10 protein-coding genes and 2 pseudogenes are annotated in these 17,145 nt (G+C 36.1%); 4 read left to right on the top strand and 8 right to left on the bottom strand.

Annotated features, from left to right (window positions below; all coding sequences use genetic code 11):
* Position 1: 1 nt before the first annotated feature.
* On the bottom strand, positions 2–607 hold the full coding sequence (locus FJR38_RS18010) for a peptidoglycan-binding protein (protein WP_168538556.1): 606 nt from the start codon (positions 605–607) through the stop codon (positions 2–4).
* 168 nt (positions 608–775) lie between these two features.
* Positions 776–1,622: pseudogene (locus tag FJR38_RS18015) on the bottom strand (M23 family metallopeptidase).
* Between the two features lie 502 nt (positions 1,623–2,124).
* On the opposite strand from FJR38_RS18015, the gene uvrC reads away from it, so the two are divergent.
* Both uvrC and FJR38_RS18025 read left to right on the top strand, forming a co-directional pair.
* On the top strand, positions 2,125–4,002 hold the full coding sequence (gene uvrC / locus FJR38_RS18020) for an excinuclease ABC subunit UvrC (RefSeq protein ID WP_168491583.1): 1,878 nt from the start codon (positions 2,125–2,127) through the stop codon (positions 4,000–4,002).
* Between the two features lie 362 nt (positions 4,003–4,364).
* Positions 4,365–4,544, top strand: coding sequence for a replication restart DNA helicase PriA (locus FJR38_RS18025; RefSeq protein ID WP_168491585.1), 180 nt, complete (start codon positions 4,365–4,367; stop codon positions 4,542–4,544).
* 124 nt (positions 4,545–4,668) lie between these two features.
* Here FJR38_RS18025 and rlmN read toward each other — a convergent pair whose 3' ends face one another.
* From rlmN to FJR38_RS18040, 3 genes are all read right to left on the bottom strand, one after another.
* Positions 4,669–5,739, bottom strand: a complete 1,071-nt coding sequence (gene rlmN / locus FJR38_RS18030) for a 23S rRNA (adenine(2503)-C(2))-methyltransferase RlmN (RefSeq protein WP_168491587.1) — start codon at positions 5,737–5,739, stop codon at positions 4,669–4,671.
* A 118-nt stretch (positions 5,740–5,857) separates the two neighbouring features.
* Positions 5,858–6,688, bottom strand: coding sequence for a metallophosphoesterase (locus tag FJR38_RS18035; protein ID WP_168538560.1), 831 nt, complete (start codon positions 6,686–6,688; stop codon positions 5,858–5,860).
* 600 nt (positions 6,689–7,288) lie between these two features.
* A complete protein-coding gene (locus FJR38_RS18040; protein ID WP_168538562.1) occupies positions 7,289–9,457 on the bottom strand; it encodes a DEAD/DEAH box helicase in 2,169 nt (722 codons plus the stop codon).
* Between the two features lie 113 nt (positions 9,458–9,570).
* Between FJR38_RS18040 and FJR38_RS18045 the strand changes: the two genes are divergently transcribed.
* A complete protein-coding gene (locus FJR38_RS18045; RefSeq protein ID WP_168538564.1) occupies positions 9,571–10,968 on the top strand; it encodes a serine/threonine-protein kinase in 1,398 nt (465 codons plus the stop codon).
* Here FJR38_RS18045 and FJR38_RS18050 read toward each other — a convergent pair.
* From FJR38_RS18050 to FJR38_RS18060, 3 genes and pseudogenes are all read right to left on the bottom strand, one after another.
* A complete protein-coding gene (locus FJR38_RS18050; protein WP_168538566.1) occupies positions 10,958–12,286 on the bottom strand; it encodes an ATP-binding protein in 1,329 nt (442 codons plus the stop codon). The genes FJR38_RS18045 and FJR38_RS18050 overlap by 11 nt on opposite strands.
* Positions 12,287–12,534: 248 nt before the next feature.
* On the bottom strand, positions 12,535–13,866 hold the full coding sequence (locus FJR38_RS18055) for a tellurite resistance TerB C-terminal domain-containing protein (protein ID WP_168538568.1): 1,332 nt from the start codon (positions 13,864–13,866) through the stop codon (positions 12,535–12,537).
* Positions 13,867–13,936: 70 nt separating this feature from the next.
* Positions 13,937–15,284 (bottom strand): annotated as a pseudogene (locus FJR38_RS18060) (ATP-binding protein).
* 617 nt (positions 15,285–15,901) lie between these two features.
* On the opposite strand from FJR38_RS18060, the gene FJR38_RS18065 reads away from it, so the two are divergent.
* Positions 15,902–17,140, top strand: coding sequence for an aminoglycoside phosphotransferase family protein (locus FJR38_RS18065; protein ID WP_168491599.1), 1,239 nt, complete (start codon positions 15,902–15,904; stop codon positions 17,138–17,140).
* The last annotated feature ends 5 nt before the right edge of the window (positions 17,141–17,145 follow it).

Below are 17,145 nucleotides of genomic sequence, written 5' to 3' on the forward strand. Positions count from 1 at the left end.
CTTAAATACCTAAAGCTCTCCGAGTTTGAGGACCTACAGCACCATCTACACGCAGGCCGTTACGTCTTTGGAAATGACGAACTGCGTTAATGGTTCGTGAGCCGTAAACGCCATCAACTCTAATACCTAAAGCCCTTTGGATTTGTCTGACTCGTTCACCTCTCGTGCCATACCCTACCGTTACTCTACCACCAACACCATATCCAGAACGATGTCTGCGGTAAGAACTGCCAGGAGAGTTACTAATCCATCTTTCCGCAACATAGTAGCCTCGATAACGTCCCGAAGAAATTCTGGCAAATCCATGTCTAACACTGCCAGTTTCACCAATGTATGAACCATTACGTACACAAGCTACAGATGAATTTGCAGTGCTAGGTCCTCTACGAATATAAAGACAACTACCATTAGTTCTCGCATATTCAGCGGAAGCAAACTGCATTTGAGCAACTGTAGCTAGTAATATAGTTACCCCAGCTAAAGTTAACCAAGCAGAAGATTTAAAAAGTTTCCGCCAATTAAATTGCAATTTAGGAATATCTAACTCAAAATTTCCATTTTTTTCTTCATCTTCTATATACATATAGGAATAAGCCAAATATTCCATAATCACCTGCTCCTTTATGTGAACTTTTGCAATACTTTCGTCTGGATTTAATCTCTATTGATTTTATACTTCTTCACTAAGAATAGTTAGCTGCTATATTCCGCCATTTGAACTGTCACATCAGGTATTTGTAATGAAATCATCAATTACTCATGGTGGTTAGTAGTTTTAGTTTCCCAAACCATAAGAAGTGAGAAAACTATCGGCACGAATTGGACTACCATTACGCCAAATTTCTATTTTTCTGTGCTAATTAAGTAGGAAAAACTGCCGTTATCTGCCCTATATCTGTTTTTGTTAACTTTCCAAGCGCGAAGTTTTAAAGTTGACTTGGTTCTTGTTTCAATTTCCCCAGATAAAATAACTGACCATTTTCCTCACAAACTTTGATACTCGCTGTTGCTGTCTCCCCTGTCATAATGGTAGTACCATCACATTCAGTATTCTTACTTATAGGTAAAACTGGTTGTGAAATGGGGTTAACTGGTTGATTTACTGGTTTTTTCGCAACGGTTGAGGACGGTAATAAATTCAGAGGATTACTAGCTAAACGACCATCTCCATAAAATTCAAAATGCAAATGAGGCGCAGTGCTATTACCTGTTGAACCCATTTCGGCAATAATTTGACCTTGTTTGACTAGCTGACCTTTACTGACCAATAGACGGCTATTGTGTCCATAAACAGTCAAACTATGATGAGGATGTTTAATTTCTATAAAATTACCCAATCCCCAATCATCCCAACCAGCTTTCACCACCGTTCCCGCAGCAGCAGCTAAAATAGGAGTACCTTTTGCACCAGCAATATCAATTCCCTCATGTTGATATTTACGGAAACCTTGAGAAAGAATGCCTTGAGTAGGCCAAATTAAGTTAGTAGTAGGTGCAGGTGTGGGGTTAATCAGAGAAACCGTCTGAGTCACCGCAGGGGAAATTTTTCCTAACGCTAGAGTGCAGGTGATTAAAGCTATCAAAGCATAATTACAAAATCGGTAAATATTAACTTTTTTCATCAGTTTCTAGCCTAATAATTGCTATAGCAGTGAAAAGGAAGTCAAAGCCGACTGCTTTAAATAGAGAAATGCTATAGTTATTTGCTATTTCAGCCGGAAATGTACTACATCAGGACAATCGGCTGGTTAAATTTACAACTAGTACCATAGGGCGGAATTAAAAATTAATAATTAAAAATTAAAAAAGCAGATGACACAAGCTTCTTGAGAGTTCTTAATGGTTGGTTGATTTACGCCGCAGTGTACTAAGTAGGTGAACAGAAAAAATTAAAGGTATGTGAAGAAAAGTAAAATCGCTCAAAACTCTCTTCCTGTTCCCTTGCCCCAACGACAATTTTTAACGCCCACCTACTTAGTAGCTAAATTGAGGGATGAAAGCAAAGAGGGCGCAGACCCTGCGCCCCTACGGGATTGATCATTAAAAGTAGGAGATTACTCATTTCTGAGAAATATTTCTTAAAATAGAGTTGGGGCATATTTGTAGGATTACCTAACTTTAGCCGTGACTCTATCTACTCAAACTCTACCATTAGTTAAAAATCCTGAAAGACTAGAAAACCGTCTTGGGGAAATTCCCGCAGAACCGGGGGTTTATTTGATGCGGGATGGGAGCGATCGCCTAATATATATAGGTAAATCTCGTAAATTGCGATCGCGTGTCCGTTCCTATTTCCGTGAATCTACTAATAAAACGGAACGCATCAATACGATGGTTAAATTGGTGACAGAGATTGAATTCATTGTCACTGATACAGAAGCTGAAGCTTTAGCACTGGAAGCCAATTTAATTAAACAGCACCAGCCATATTTTAATGTCCTACTTAAGGATGATAAAAAATATCCCTATCTCTGCATTACTTGGTCGGAAGAATATCCGCGTATTTTTATTACCCGCAAACGTCAATTAGGGAAAGCAAAGGATAAATATTACGGTCCCTATACAGATGCTGGCTTATTACGAGAAATTGTCCATATATGTAAACGCATTTTTCCCCAGCGACAAAGACCTCAACCCCTATTTAAAGACCGTCCATGTTTAAATTATGATATTGGTCGCTGTCCTGGTGTTTGTCAAAAATTAGTTTCGGCTGAAGAATATAGGAAAATTGTCCAAAAAGTGGCGATGGTTTTTCAAGGTAGAACTCAAGAACTAATTGATATTTTAACAGCACAAATGGCAGCGGCGGCAGAAGAGTTGAACTTTGAAAATGCAGCCAAAATTCGTGATCAAATTACTGGTTTAAAATCTCTGAATGCACAGCAAAAGGTATCTTTACCTGATGATACTGTATCACGAGATGCGATCGCTTTAGCTACAGATAATCAACACGCCCATATTCAATTATTCCAAATTCGTGCAGGTCAGTTAGTAGGAAGATTAGCTTTTATGGCTGACTCTCACGCTGAACCTGGCGCTATTTTACAACGAGTTTTAGAAGAACATTACCAAAGTGCAGAAAGTGTAGAAATTCCGGCTGAGATTTTGGTACAACATGATTTACCAGATAGTGAAATTTTGGCGGATGTTTTGACTGAACGCAAAGGCAGAAAAGTGACAATTTTAGCTCCTTTGCGACAAACTAAGGCAGAATTAATTGAAATGGTAGAACGAAATGCTCAATATGAATTGCAAAGAAACCAAAAATTGGGTGCAGTTAATCTACAATCTCTGGAAGATTTAGCTGCTATTCTTGATTTACCAGATTTACCTCACCGTATTGAAGGTTATGATATTTCTCATATTCAAGGTACTAATGCGGTAGGTTCTCAAGTTGTATTTATTGATGGTTTACCAGCAAAACAACATTACCGTCATTATAAAATTAAAAATCCTGATATTACTATCGGACATTCAGATGATTTTGCCAGTTTAGCGGAAGTTATTAATAGACGTTTTCGTAAATATATTGAAAATCCCCAATTATTACGAGTGGGTAATTCTGATTGGCCTGACTTAATTATGATTGATGGTGGTAAAGGTCAATTATCTGCGGTTGTGGGTATTTTGCAAGAAATGAATTTATTAGCAGATTTGCGAGTTGTGAGTTTAGCAAAAAAGCGCGAAGAAATCTTTTTACCAGATTCTTCTCAACCTTTAAAAACAGATGCAGAACAACCGGGAGTACAGTTGTTGCGACGGTTACGAGATGAAGCACATAGATTTGCTGTGAGTTTTCATCGTCAGCAAAGAAGTGATAAATTAAAGCGATCGCGTTTAGATGAAATTCCCGGTTTAGGAAATAATCGGCAAAAGTTGCTATTAGCACATTTTCGTTCTATTGATTATATCCGTGAAGCTACACCTACACAATTAACTCAAGTTCCCGGAATTGGTTCACGGTTAGCGCAAGATATTTATGATTATTTTCATCCGGTATAAAATATGCTCTATTTTTAATAATTTGGATATTTTTGATGGTCTAAATCTTAATTAAATATAAAACTACAAATTTTGTGACTTTGATTACAGTTTTTCTCTGATGGTAACGGTTGAATACAAAAACGACCTATTTTTTAAACGAGGAAAAACAAGCCTATCTCAAGGATAAAGTGATAGGGATCACAAAAAAACAAAAAGAAGTCACAGCCAAAGTAAATTTATATATCTAAAGCATGATGACAAAATTATCAAATTTAGGATCATAAGAGAAAATAGGAACTTTCTTTGTATAAAGCTTGTTCACAATAATTAACCATTTTTTTTCACTTTTTTTCAAAAATTATTAATCCAGGGGTTTTAAAATGCAAGTATCACAAAAAATTCACTGCCCAAATTGCGGTAGCGCGGCTGAACGTCACTACATTACGGATAGTCAAATTACAAGAACACAATGCCCTAGCTGTGATTACCTGATGATAACTTGCACTCGTACTGGTAAAGTTATTGAGGCTTATGCACCAGGTATTTACGCTAAAAGATAGGAAATAGGGGACTGAGAAGAATTAACATATTACCCTTCTTGCTTCTTACTCCTATTACCTGTCACCTGTCACCTGTCACCTGTCACCTGTCACCTGTCACCTGTCACCTGTCACCTATTACCTATTACCTTTTAGTAGTTCTTAATTGTCCACAAGCAGCGTCAGCTTCTAAACCGCGAGAATAACGAACACTAACAGCAGTATTTTGTTGTTGGAGAACGTTGACAAAAGTTTCGATTCTGTCGCGGTTTGGTCTTTTATAATCTACTTCTTCAATGGGATTGTAGGGAATCAAATTAACATGACTTTGAAATCCCCGCAGCCGTTTTGATAGTTCTAAAGCGTGTTCTGGGAGATCATTTACCCCAGCGAGAAGAATGTATTCAAAACTAACTCTGCGTCCTGTTATTTCTACATATTCTCGACATTCGTCTAATAAGTCTTCAATGGGGTAGGGTTTAGCACTGGGAATGAGTTGTTCTCGTAGTGCTTGGTTTGGTGCGTGGAGACTGACAGCGAGGGTAATTTGTAATTGGTGTTCAGCTAGTTGACGAATGCGATCGCGGATACCTACAGTAGATAATGTCAGCGATCGCGCACCTATGCCCATATCTTGATTAATAGATTTCAGCGCCAAAATCACATTTTCTGTATTCAACAATGGTTCACCCATTCCCATGAATACTACGTTACTAACTCGTTGTTTAAAATCCTCTTGGACAGTGAGAACTTGATCAACAATTTCCGCACGGGTAAGATTACGCTTATAACCACCTTTACCAGTAGCGCAGAAATCACAAGCCATGGGACAACCAACTTGTGTAGAAACACAGACAGTTAAGCGTTTATCACTGGGAATACCCACCGTTTCGACAATTTCCCCATCCGTCAATTTTAAAAGATATTTAACTGTATCATCAGGGGCAACAGAGCGATAATGTAGAGATGAGCGGCCAATGGGAACATCTGCAAGTTCTAAACGCCAATTTTTCGGGAATGCAGAAATATCAGCGAGCGATCGCACACCCTTATTATAAATCCAATCATGCAATTGCTTACCCCGATAACTAGGTTGTCCCTGCTGCTGTACCCAAGCAGTTAACTCCGTTACCGAAGCACCAAGCAGGGGGGGAAGAAGTTGAGATTTTTCGGAGTCGAGTAAATCTACTTGAGATACAAACGGCGTAGCAGACATAAGAAATCACAAATTAATTCTGAATTTCTATCTTACTATTTTTAATACTCAATTGGGGGAGTTACTGAAACCAAGATGTAGAGATTTTCCATGGAAAGTCTTTAGAAAAGTTATAATTTCATCTTCCTGCTAACGTAATGATAGTAACTTCTGGTGGACAAAATAAGCGTCCTGGTAAATAAGTTCCCAAACCACGATTTACATATAATTGATTATTTCCCACCTGATGTAAACCCTCTGACCATTGCCAATGACGTAATATAGCATGAGTTTGCCGTAAAAATGGCAACTTCCGCCGAATTTTCTTCGGTATTTTTTCCAGGATTTTGATATAATAAAGTATTGCCGGACCCAGACCAGGAATTACAATTTGTCCCCCATGAGTATGACCAGATAATTGTAAATCTACACGCCAGTTTTTTAAAATTTCTGCTGTATCTGGATTATGGGATAACAAAAGCCGGGGTGTAGTTGAATCAAGTTGATTCATTATTAATTCTGGATTAAATTCCCGTGAATAAAAATCGGCTAATCCCACTAGCGGTAATTTTTCTCCCAACGGGTAAGCAATTTGATTCCAAAGTACATTTATACCCGTATTTTTTAAAGCATTTGTAATTTCTAATCTAGAACTAGGATAATAAATATCATGATTTCCCAATACAGCATAGACACCGTAACGACTTTGGAGATTTTTCAGTTTTAATGCTAATTGATGAATTGGTTTTGCTACTGTGTTAACATAGTCACCAGTTAAAATCACTAAATCTGGACTAGCTGCATTGCTAACGGCGATCGCTTCTGTTAACATCTTTTCTGATAACCTCCCATTATCATAGTGAAAATCTGACATCTGTACCAGCTTAATACCATCTAAAGATGGAGGTAAATTGGCAATTTTCACTATCAATTTTTCCGTACTCAAAGCCCCAGATAATAACCTGTGCATAATATTATGAATATAATGGGTTTATTACAGTTCACTTAATTCTAGAACCTTAATTCTGTAGGTGGAATTGACACAAGTAAACCCAACATTTTATAGATTTTGTTTGGTTGCATTGTCGCTTAACTGAACCGTATTTATTTATACCTTAACAGAAAATTCTCATATTAGTTGTATTCCAACAGTAATAATCCAAGTTGTTAGGTAATTGGTAATTGGTAATTGGTAATTGGTAATTGGTAATTGGTGATAAAATCTCACCATTAATCCTTAAATCCTGTACTTCGACTATGGCTACGCCACGCAGGCTATCGCTCAGTAACCAAAAATCCTGATTCAGACAATTTCCCTTGATAAAATCGCACCCTTAATCCTGTAAATCCTTAAATCCTGTAAATCCTGATTCAGACAATTTCCCTTAATAAAATCTCACTCTTAATCCTGTAAATCCTTAAATCCTGATTCAGACAATTTCCCTTAATAAAATCGCACCCTTAATCCTGTAAATCCTGATTCAGACAATTTCTCTTGATAAAATCGCACCATTAATTCTGTAAATCCTTAAATCCTAATTTAGACAATTTCCCTAACTAGCAACTTACATTAATTATTCCAAAACTTAACTATTTCTCTCAGTTCCTCCATATCTAAATAATCATAAACAAAAGCTTTTCTTAAAAGTGGATAAGGAATAAACTGATCATACTTATTAATTTCCGGTGCTTCTGCTTCACTAACTAAATGTTCTGGAGAAATTCTTTGTTCACATAAAGACAAAATTTCTGGATAAACAGACTTAAATTTATCTTTTCCTAATTTTAAAATTAAATAATAGGGATTTACACCACCAATATTCCTAATTTCTAAAGATTCTCGACAAAAGGAATTTAACAATCTTTCCAAAGTCCGATAAGCTACTGTACCCAACCAAGGAAAAATACAGCATTTACCATTTTCTAATAACAAAATGTTGTTTTGATCTAATTTATATTTTTTTGCTAATTCACGAACTGCATTTAATCTTTGTTGAGCATTTTTTTGTAAATAAGCATAGTTCTTATCCTCTAATAAAACCTGCCGCATTCTTTGTAAAATTTTACTATGAATAATACCACCACCACCACGCCAATAAATAGTAGCTTTACCCTCAAATTGCTTAACAAGAATAGTTCTTTTTTTAAAATCAACTTCTAATACTTCCCAACTTTTACCGGCTAAAGAAAATTGACTACCCACCGCAGGAAGGATCACAATACTCCCAATTTCTGTTCCTCCATGTTTAACTTTATATTCTTGACTCTCAGCAAAAACTGCATAAAATTGAAATCTATTTACTATCTTTTCACCAGCTAAACCAATCATCAATTTACCTTGTTCCGTTTTTTGAAGATGATTAATATCAATTAAATAACGTAATAATAACAAATAATCATCCTTATCAAAATTAGCAAATGGTGAAAGTTGGAAAATTTCCTTAGCAAGTGCAGCCGGAGAAAGTTCTCCTTTAGCCGCTAAAATACTCATAGTTTGATGATATAATAAACTTAAAGGATATTTAATCGGTTTTATTGGTTCAATCCAACGTTCTTCTAAATAAAGCTGAATAATTGCAATAGATTGTAAAAGTTGCCAAGGAATTTGTTCCGCTAAAGAAGCCTCTGATAATAGTTTTTCTTCTCCACAAATAAACCGCATATCAGCAGATTCACCTCTTCTCCCACTCCGTCCTAATCTCTGTAAAAAACTAGCAACAGATAAAGGTGATTCTAATTGAATAACTCTTTCTAACTCACCAATATCTATGCCTAATTCCAGGGTTAAAGTTGCCGCAGTCACAGCCGGAGTATGAGGTTCACGCATAGCATTTTCCGCAGATTGTCGCAAACTAGCAGATATACTACCATGATGAACATGATAGATATCTGGAAATCCTGCTGTTTTAGCTATTTGACGCAATGAAGAAATAATAGATTCTGTTTGAGTGCGATTGTTAGCAAATATCAGACATTTACGAGATTTACTTAAATTAAAAATATAATTATCATAGTCTGATTCTTCAATTTCCTGATCAATATAAAAATGTTCTACAGCTAATTTCACTTGGCGGTTTCCGGCTTCTAGCTTTGGCGTAATTACAGATTTATTTGTTCCTGAACTTAACCAAGATTCCGCCATTGAGTAATCACCAAGAGTTGCGGATAAACCAATACGTCGAGGTTGAGTTTGAGTTAATTTTTCTAACCGCTGTAATTGACAAATAATTTGACAACCCCGTTCTGAACCCATGAAAGCATGAATTTCATCAATAATCACAAACTGCAAATTACCAAATAACCGAATAAGTTCCTGGTGTTTATTAATTAATAAACTTTCTAGAGATTCTGGAGTAATTTGGAGAATACCTTGGGGATTTTTTAACAGTTTGTGTTTACGACTTTGATTAATATCACCATGCCAAGAACATACAGATATATCTGCGGTCTTTAGCAAATCGTTGAGGCGAGTAAATTGATCATTAATTAAAGCTTTAATAGGACTAATGTACAATACATTTATCGTCCTTGTTGGCTTTTGATATAATAAGGTTAATATTGGTAAAAATGCTGCTTCCGTTTTTCCCGCAGCCGTAGCAGCCGCAATTAGTAAATGTGCATCCGTATTAAATATAACTTCACAAGCGGCAATTTGTACAGGTCTTAATTCTGTCCAATTGTGAAGATAAATATATTCTTGAATAAAGGGTGCAAGTTGAGAAAATGTGTTGTTGTTCATAGCTAGTGGAAACAGGCTGAAGTTTAAATTTGATTATTTGCTTGCGTAATATTACTGTGGCATAGGCAGAAGTAGTAAAATTATAAAAGTACCAAAGCTATACAGTCAGCGATATGACAAGTCAAAATTCTGGGAACTCTGCAAAGGAAATATTATTGGAACGCTACGAGGTGCAGCAGCAACTCGGTAAAAAAGCAGGAAGACGAACTTTACTAACCCGTGATTTACAAACGCAAGAACTGGTGGTAATTAAACTGCTATCCTTTGATGATGACTTTCAATGGGATGATTTGAAGCTGTTTGAACGGGAAGCAGAAACCCTCAAAGCAATTTCTCATCCAGCAATTCCTCATTATTTAGATTATTTTGAGTTAGATACACCTGAATATAAAGGATTTGCACTAATACAAAGTTATATTCCGGCTGAATCTTTAGAAACACAAATAAAAGCAGGACGGAGTTTTAGCGAATCTGAGGTGAGAGAATTAGCAAAAGCAATTTTAAATATTCTCACCTATTTACATAATCGTCAACCTCCTGTAATTCATCGTGATATCAAACCCAGTAACATCCTATTAACGAATCGTTCTGGTAATAGTGTTGGTGATGTTTATTTAGTAGATTTTGGTTCGGTGCAAACTATTGTCAGAAGCAATAGTACCATGACTGTTGTTGGTAGTTATGGATATATGCCACCAGAACAATTTAGTGGTAAAGCTACTCCTGCTTCTGATCTTTATGGTTTGGGTGCAACTTTAATTTATTTAATCACAGGTCAACACCCAGCCGATTTACCACAAGAAGACTTAATCATTAAATTTGAACAAGCGGCTAATGTTAGTCCTGGTTTTAGTAATTGGTTAAGAAAAATGACAGAACCTATGTTAAGTAGAAGATTGGGTTCTGCGGAAAAGGCTTTAAAAAGTTTAACTTTCTCCAAAAAGCAAATTCCCATTTCCGTAAAATCAGCTAATTTATATTTAGGAAAGCCTGTTGGTAGCAAAGTAATTTTAAACAAGGATGATGATTTTATAGAAATTATTATTCCACCAGCTAGGGGATTTCCTATAGTATTAATAATGTTGAAGTGGTATTTTCTCGCCAGTATATCACTTTCTTTTACTATAGCAATTGTACCTCTTTTGCATATGATGTTTGCACCTATTATAGCTCCACTTAATTTCCTGATATTATTATTAATAATATCTATTTGTTTATTTGGGAGGAAAAGAATTTATATCAATAAGAGACAAATCTCTTTGAGTCATGAATTATTTTCTATTAATCGTCATCAAATTCGTCCTAGTCTCAGAAAAAATATTATTCGCTTAGAACGAACTAATATTTACCATAATAATGAGCCTCGTCCATGTTTAATTATCTGGGCAGGAATGCTAAAATATGAAATTTTCACGGGTAGAGATAAGGCTTTTGCTGTTACTACCATCGAGTTAGATTGGTTAGCTGAAGAACTTAGTAATTGGCTAGATTTACCAGTTATTAGAGAGTAAATTCTGCGGACTCATTATCATCTAAACTACTATCTTTTCCCGTAGCAGTGGGTTGGAATTTAGAACCATGAATTAATTCGGAAAATTTAATTTGGGGATTTTGATAGATAACATTCAAAACACTAATAAAATCTCGGATAATTTCCCCTGGTGTGAGTAAAGCTTCAGCACCCAAGCGAGTGATAATTTCTTGAATAAATTCCTCTAGTTGGGAATTATTTAATGTTTTGTCATAACCAAGATTAAGAGCATGAATTTCTGTCAATCGTTGTAGAAGTGTGAGAATTTCTGTTGCTGTGAGGGGGTTAAGGCGAATAACTGGCCCCATATATTCCTGAACACCAGTTTGGGTAGAAAAACGGCTTTCTTTTGTGCGTCTGCGCCAAGCTTGGTCAGCAAAAAGCCCTCGATTTGGATCTTCTAAAAACTTTGTTGTTCCCCCAATGAAAATACCTAAATTTTCGGCTTTACATTGCATGGTGTCGTTAAACATTGCTAAAAGCCGATTATAGTTTTTTTCACGAGTAACTGTTGGAGATATTTGGTACAAATTTACAGCTTCATCTAAGAAAATTAATATGCCTTTATAGCCAATTTCAGCCACAAATTTAGCTAATAATTTGATGTAATCATACCAACTATCATCGTCAATAATAACACGCACTCCTAATGCAGCTTTAGCTTCTGTTTTAGTATTAAATTCACCTCTTAACCAGCGCAAAGACGCATTTTTTAAATCATCATCATCTAGGCGATAACCGCGCCAATATGCAATTATTACACTACCAAAATCAAAGCCATGAACTAAGTCTTCAATATATTGAATGACTTCTCTAATTTTGGTTTCTACTTTGTCATCAAAACTGTCATCATTTGGTCGCAGTCCTGTTTCTTGAGCTACTTCTTGTTGAATTTTATTAATCCAACCTTCCAAAATAGAAATTAATGCTCCACCGTCAGGACGAGTTTTTGTAGCGAGATGACTCATTAATTCTCGATAGGTTGCTAAACCTTCGTTATGACTTCCTGCTAGTCGGTGTTGAGAGGATAAATCAGCGTCAGCAACGACAAATCCTTGCTCCATGGCGCGGTTACGAATCATTTGCAACATGAAGCTTTTTCCTGAGCCATAGTTGCCAATTATAAAGCGAAATGCAGTGACACCTTCTGCTATATCATTGAGATTTTGTAAAAGGCTATTAAGTTCTTGTTCTCTACCTACTGCTATATGTTCAATTCCTATTCTAGGGACTACTCCAGCACTAAGAGAATTAATTAAAGCAGTGGATATTTTTTTTGAAAGTTTAAGTTTTGTCATGTAGTTTCAGGAATCAAGGAATTAAGGAGTCGTAGGGGCGTATCCCTGACGGGACTGGAAGCATCAGCATTCAGTGTAAGGGCGAAGCATTCGGAAAATAAACTTGGGAAAAAACCGATAATTAATCACCCGAATGCTTCGCCCCTACTTGAAAAAAAACCGATAATTTATCGTCCGAATACTTCGCCATTACAGGAGTAGGAGGAAGGAGGAAGAATCAATAGTTTATTTCATAAGTATTTAGATTTTTAATTTTTGATTTCTGAATATTTGCTGATGATGGTTTTCACATTTAATAAATGTTCTTGAGCAATTTCGGGAATTTCGGTGTTGGTTTCGATGATTAATTCACCAATTGTATTATTGGCAATTTCATTAATAGCATCAATTAAAAGGTTGGGCATGGTAATATTGGCTTCGGCAATTTGTTTAATGGTAGCTTTAGGATTCTCTTGTTCCAAGATAGCTTGTAAGACTTGAATTTCCGAAGCTGGGAGATTTTCTAAGAAATTATGCCACTCTGTGGGTAAATTGTCTGGATGTTGGTTTTCATGATCAACTAAATCTAATGGTTGTAGTAATTCATCAAAGGGAAATAAATCAATATTATCTTCATTGTCTTCTTCATTGCTTGTGGATAATGTTTCGGAATTAACTGTTTCTATTTGTTGGAGTAATTCCCAAACTTGATTTTGTAACGAGTCTCTTTCATCTTGTAATAGGGAAATTTGGTTTTGTAGTTGATGACTTTCTGTTTGTTGGGCTAATGTTTTATTTTGTAAAGAATTAAGGGTATTCTCTAAATTTTCTTTTGTTGTAGTTGTTTGTGCTATTAACTCATGTTGTTTAGAGATTTTCAGTTCCTGATTTTGAGATTCTATTCTTAGTTCATAGAGTTTTTCTTCTAATTGAGGTTTGAGTCTTTCTAAAAGAATGACATCGTTTTCTAGTTCTTGTTTTTCTTTTTTAAGAACATCAATTTGAGGTTGTATTTGGTGAAGTTCGGTGCGGGATACATTGCAACTCAATTCTAATTTCCGTTTTTCGGAGATGAGATTATTACAGTTATTGTTCAGTTCTATATTACTATTTTCTAGGTTCGTAAATTCATTGGTGAGGTTATAAATTTCAGTTTCAATTTGCTTTTTTTGAGCAGCTAAATTACCTATATCTCGATGTAGACTGTCTCTTTGACTGCGACAATCGCCAATTTGATTTTCTAATTGCTGAGTTTCTGTATACAATAAATTTCTATATTCTTCTAATTGCTGCATTTCCCTAACAAGACGGGATTTTAATCCTTCTATATCTCGGATACGTCTATGAAGAGAACCAATCATTCTCAGTTCATCAGTTCGGCGACGTTTCTCGACCAGAAATGCGGCTGAATATGTGGCTAGAACTGTAATTATTCCGGTTAAAAAGGCTTTAGGAAAATCCCAGTTGGGGACAAGACTTAAACCAAAACTTACACTAAATGCAGCTATTCCTAGCACGATTCGATAACTAACTATTGTTGGTTGCACCTTGCTAGATTTTAGTGTAGTTAAGTTGTTAGAATTACTAGTAATTAAAGTCATTATTCCTCACATTTTGTTTCGTAAGTATACAGTGATAATTATGGTTTCATTACATGGTAAATGATTGTAATTATGACTCAGAAATGATATTGTTATTGTCGCCAAAAACGGCTAAATCTGCTTTTAAAAAGTCTACAAATTGTCTGGCGGTTCTGCCAGAACGTCCATTATGATGGGTTGCCCATTGTAAAGCTTTGAATTCTAAATCTTGGGGGGAAATATTGATATTTGCTGCTAGGTGCTGGACTATTTGTAAATAGGTTTTTTGATCTGCTGCTTCAAAGGTTAATGTTAAACCAAAGCGATCGCTAAAAGATAATTTTTCTTGCATTGTATCCCACCCATGAACTTCCTGATTATCCTTGGGATTTGGTCTATCAGTGAAATATTCCCGGATTAAGTGGCGACGGTTAGAAGTAGCATATACAACCACATTTTCGGGTCTGGCAGTTACATTTCCTTCTAAAACTACTTTCATTGCTTTAAAGGTATCATCATCTTCTTCAAAGGAAAGATCATCTACAAAGATAATAAATTTCTGGGGAACTCCTCGCAACTGTTCGACAATTTTGGGTAAATCTGGCAACTCTGATTTAGACACTTCTATTAGGCGCAAGTTCCTATGACTGTACTCATTTAACAGGGCTTTAACTAAAGAAGACTTGCCCGAACCACGGCTACCATAAAGTAATACGTGCAGTGCTGTTTCTCCTGACAATAAAAACTCTGTGTTTTTTACTAAAGCATCTTTTTGCCACTCGTAACCTACTAGTGTAGACAGTTTCACGGAATCGGAATAGGCAATACCCACTAATTGCCCACTTTGCCAACGAAAAGCCGGATATTGGGCAAATAAACCAGTTCCATGTAGTTGATAATAAATGGCTAAATCTTCTACAGCATCACCCCAATTATCTAACTGGGGAATAGATACCATTAAACCTGTCTCTATCCCTACTGCTTCTGGTTCTCGATACCAAACGACGGGAGAAATAGGTAAATGAGTAGCCATTTGTACCCATTCGCTCAGAACTGCACTATTACATTCATACAAAGTTTGTAATATTTGTAAGTCATGTTTGACAGCAGCTACTAAAGCTGGGGGTAATTGACTAAATTCCTGCTGTTGCGCCAATTTGGTAAACGGATTATCTGCAATCAGGATTTGTTTAATTAGGTATTCTTCCCAGGTTTGATGACTACTGGCTAAAGCTTGAAATAACTACCATAAGCTTGGAGGCAATCCCGCCCATCTTACATCAGCATAACGGATGGGTTTGTAATAGGTTGAGAAAGGTGCTACCCACTTCACTTGCCAAGATAGATTGGTACAGTAAAAGGGAGGCAGCTTGGCGTTGCAGAAATTGAACTGTTGTATAAGATGTAGAATTTGCCGTAGGCATTGCTAGATGATCCATCAATCAACTGGGTAAATTATCTCTCACCATGAATTTAAGTATAATGGTGACTTTTGACTATGGCATTTTTATCTTGGTTGGCAGGATTTTAGTCAAGTTTCGTTAGTACATTAATATTAATATAGAATGGTTATTTTCAGATAATAGTGAGTTAGAACACCCGTGAGCAGTAATTTAAAACTTATACCTACAGGAATACAAGTGTAGCGATTTATATATTAAAGTAGAGAGGATTGGGGATAGTAGTAAAATAATACTGATAACATTCAGGCTAAATTACTAACATACCCAGGGGAAACATGGATCACTGACTACCATAAGTAACCATTGTTTCCGGTTGATATCTACTACCAATCATTTCTGGAACAGTAATGTTGTTATTCAAGGTGCAAAGCTCTACTACAGATATTGTAAAGATTTTATAGTTTCTTCCGTAGACTAGAAAGTAAAAAAATAGCTAATATTGCCATTTTGGCAGGTCTTTCCGACACAAATGGGATATTAGTAGATAGTAGCAAAAGTTCGTAAATTTTTTACCATTAACTAAGAACTGCTACAGCCATCTCAATCTTGACTGTGGTCATTCTTTAGCCATTTAAATAACTAGGAAATAATTCATGTTATCATCACTATCTTCTCAAAATGTTATCCAGTATCTGCAACAGGCAGGGCTGTGTAGCTCAGAAGATGGCGCTGCATATAAATCTGTATTGCCAGAAAATAGCAATAAGAATTGGAATTTACTGGTAATGCTGGCAGATAATCGCCAACTGCTCATTAAACAAGAACGTAAAATTAATAGTGATCACAATTCCCACGAATTTTTTAATGAGTGGCTATTTCATCAGTTATTACAGAAATTTCCCGTAATTGGGAATATTGGCGCGATCGCTTCATCATTGCTGCACTTTGATGAGAAGAATTCTATCCTGGTACGGAGCTACTTAAGCGAATATCTGGAATTAGGAAAGTTTTATGATCACAGCAGTATTTTTCCTCCAGAAATAGCGATCGCCATTGGTACTACGTTAGCAGGATTACATCGGGCTACGTTTAATAAACGTGAGTATCGTGATTTTATGGCTACTGCTCCCGCAGGAGAGTTTCGCTATAATTTTTACAATCCAGCCCAAGGTATACCATCAATAACTCCAGAAACATTTGGAACAATTCCTACTGAGGCGCTACAATTTTATCGTCTTTATCAACAATACGAAAGTTTAGAATCGGCAATTGCTGATTTAGCTTACGAATGGAAACCTTGTTGTTTAACTCATAACGATTTACAGTTAAGCAATATTTTGGTTCATTCTCGATGGGAACAGCTAGATAACTGCTTAGTACGGCTGATTGACTGGGAAGCTTGCGCGTGGGGAGATCCGGCTTTTGATTTAGGAACTCTGTTAGCAAGTTATTTAAGAATTTGGCTTTCTAGTCTGATCGTTGATCCAACATTAGAGTTAGAAGAATCTTTGAATTCAGCCATGATTCCTCTAGAAATCTTACAACCTTCAATCCTGGCTTTAATTCGGGCTTATCTTGATGCTTTTCCCATGATTTTAGAATATCATCGGGACTTCATTATGCGGGTAATTAAGTTTACGGGTTTGGCATTAATTCAACAGATTCAAAACAGAATGGAATGCCAAAAATATTTTGATCATAGTCATGTGTGTATGTTCCAAATTGCTAAAAATTTATTGATAATGCCAGAGCAATCTGTATTAACTATTTTTGGCATATCTGAATTAGAAATTTTCCAATCTGTCGCCAGACTTCAAAAACTTCCCCAGCCAGACAAGGAACAACAATTAGTCCGCCTTTATTACGAAAAAACTCGTCTGCGGGGTTGTTAACTAAT

Origin of the sequence: Anabaena sp. UHCC 0253, assembly GCF_009712085.1 — a bacterium.
GTDB lineage: Bacteria > Cyanobacteriota > Cyanobacteriia > Cyanobacteriales > Nostocaceae > Dolichospermum.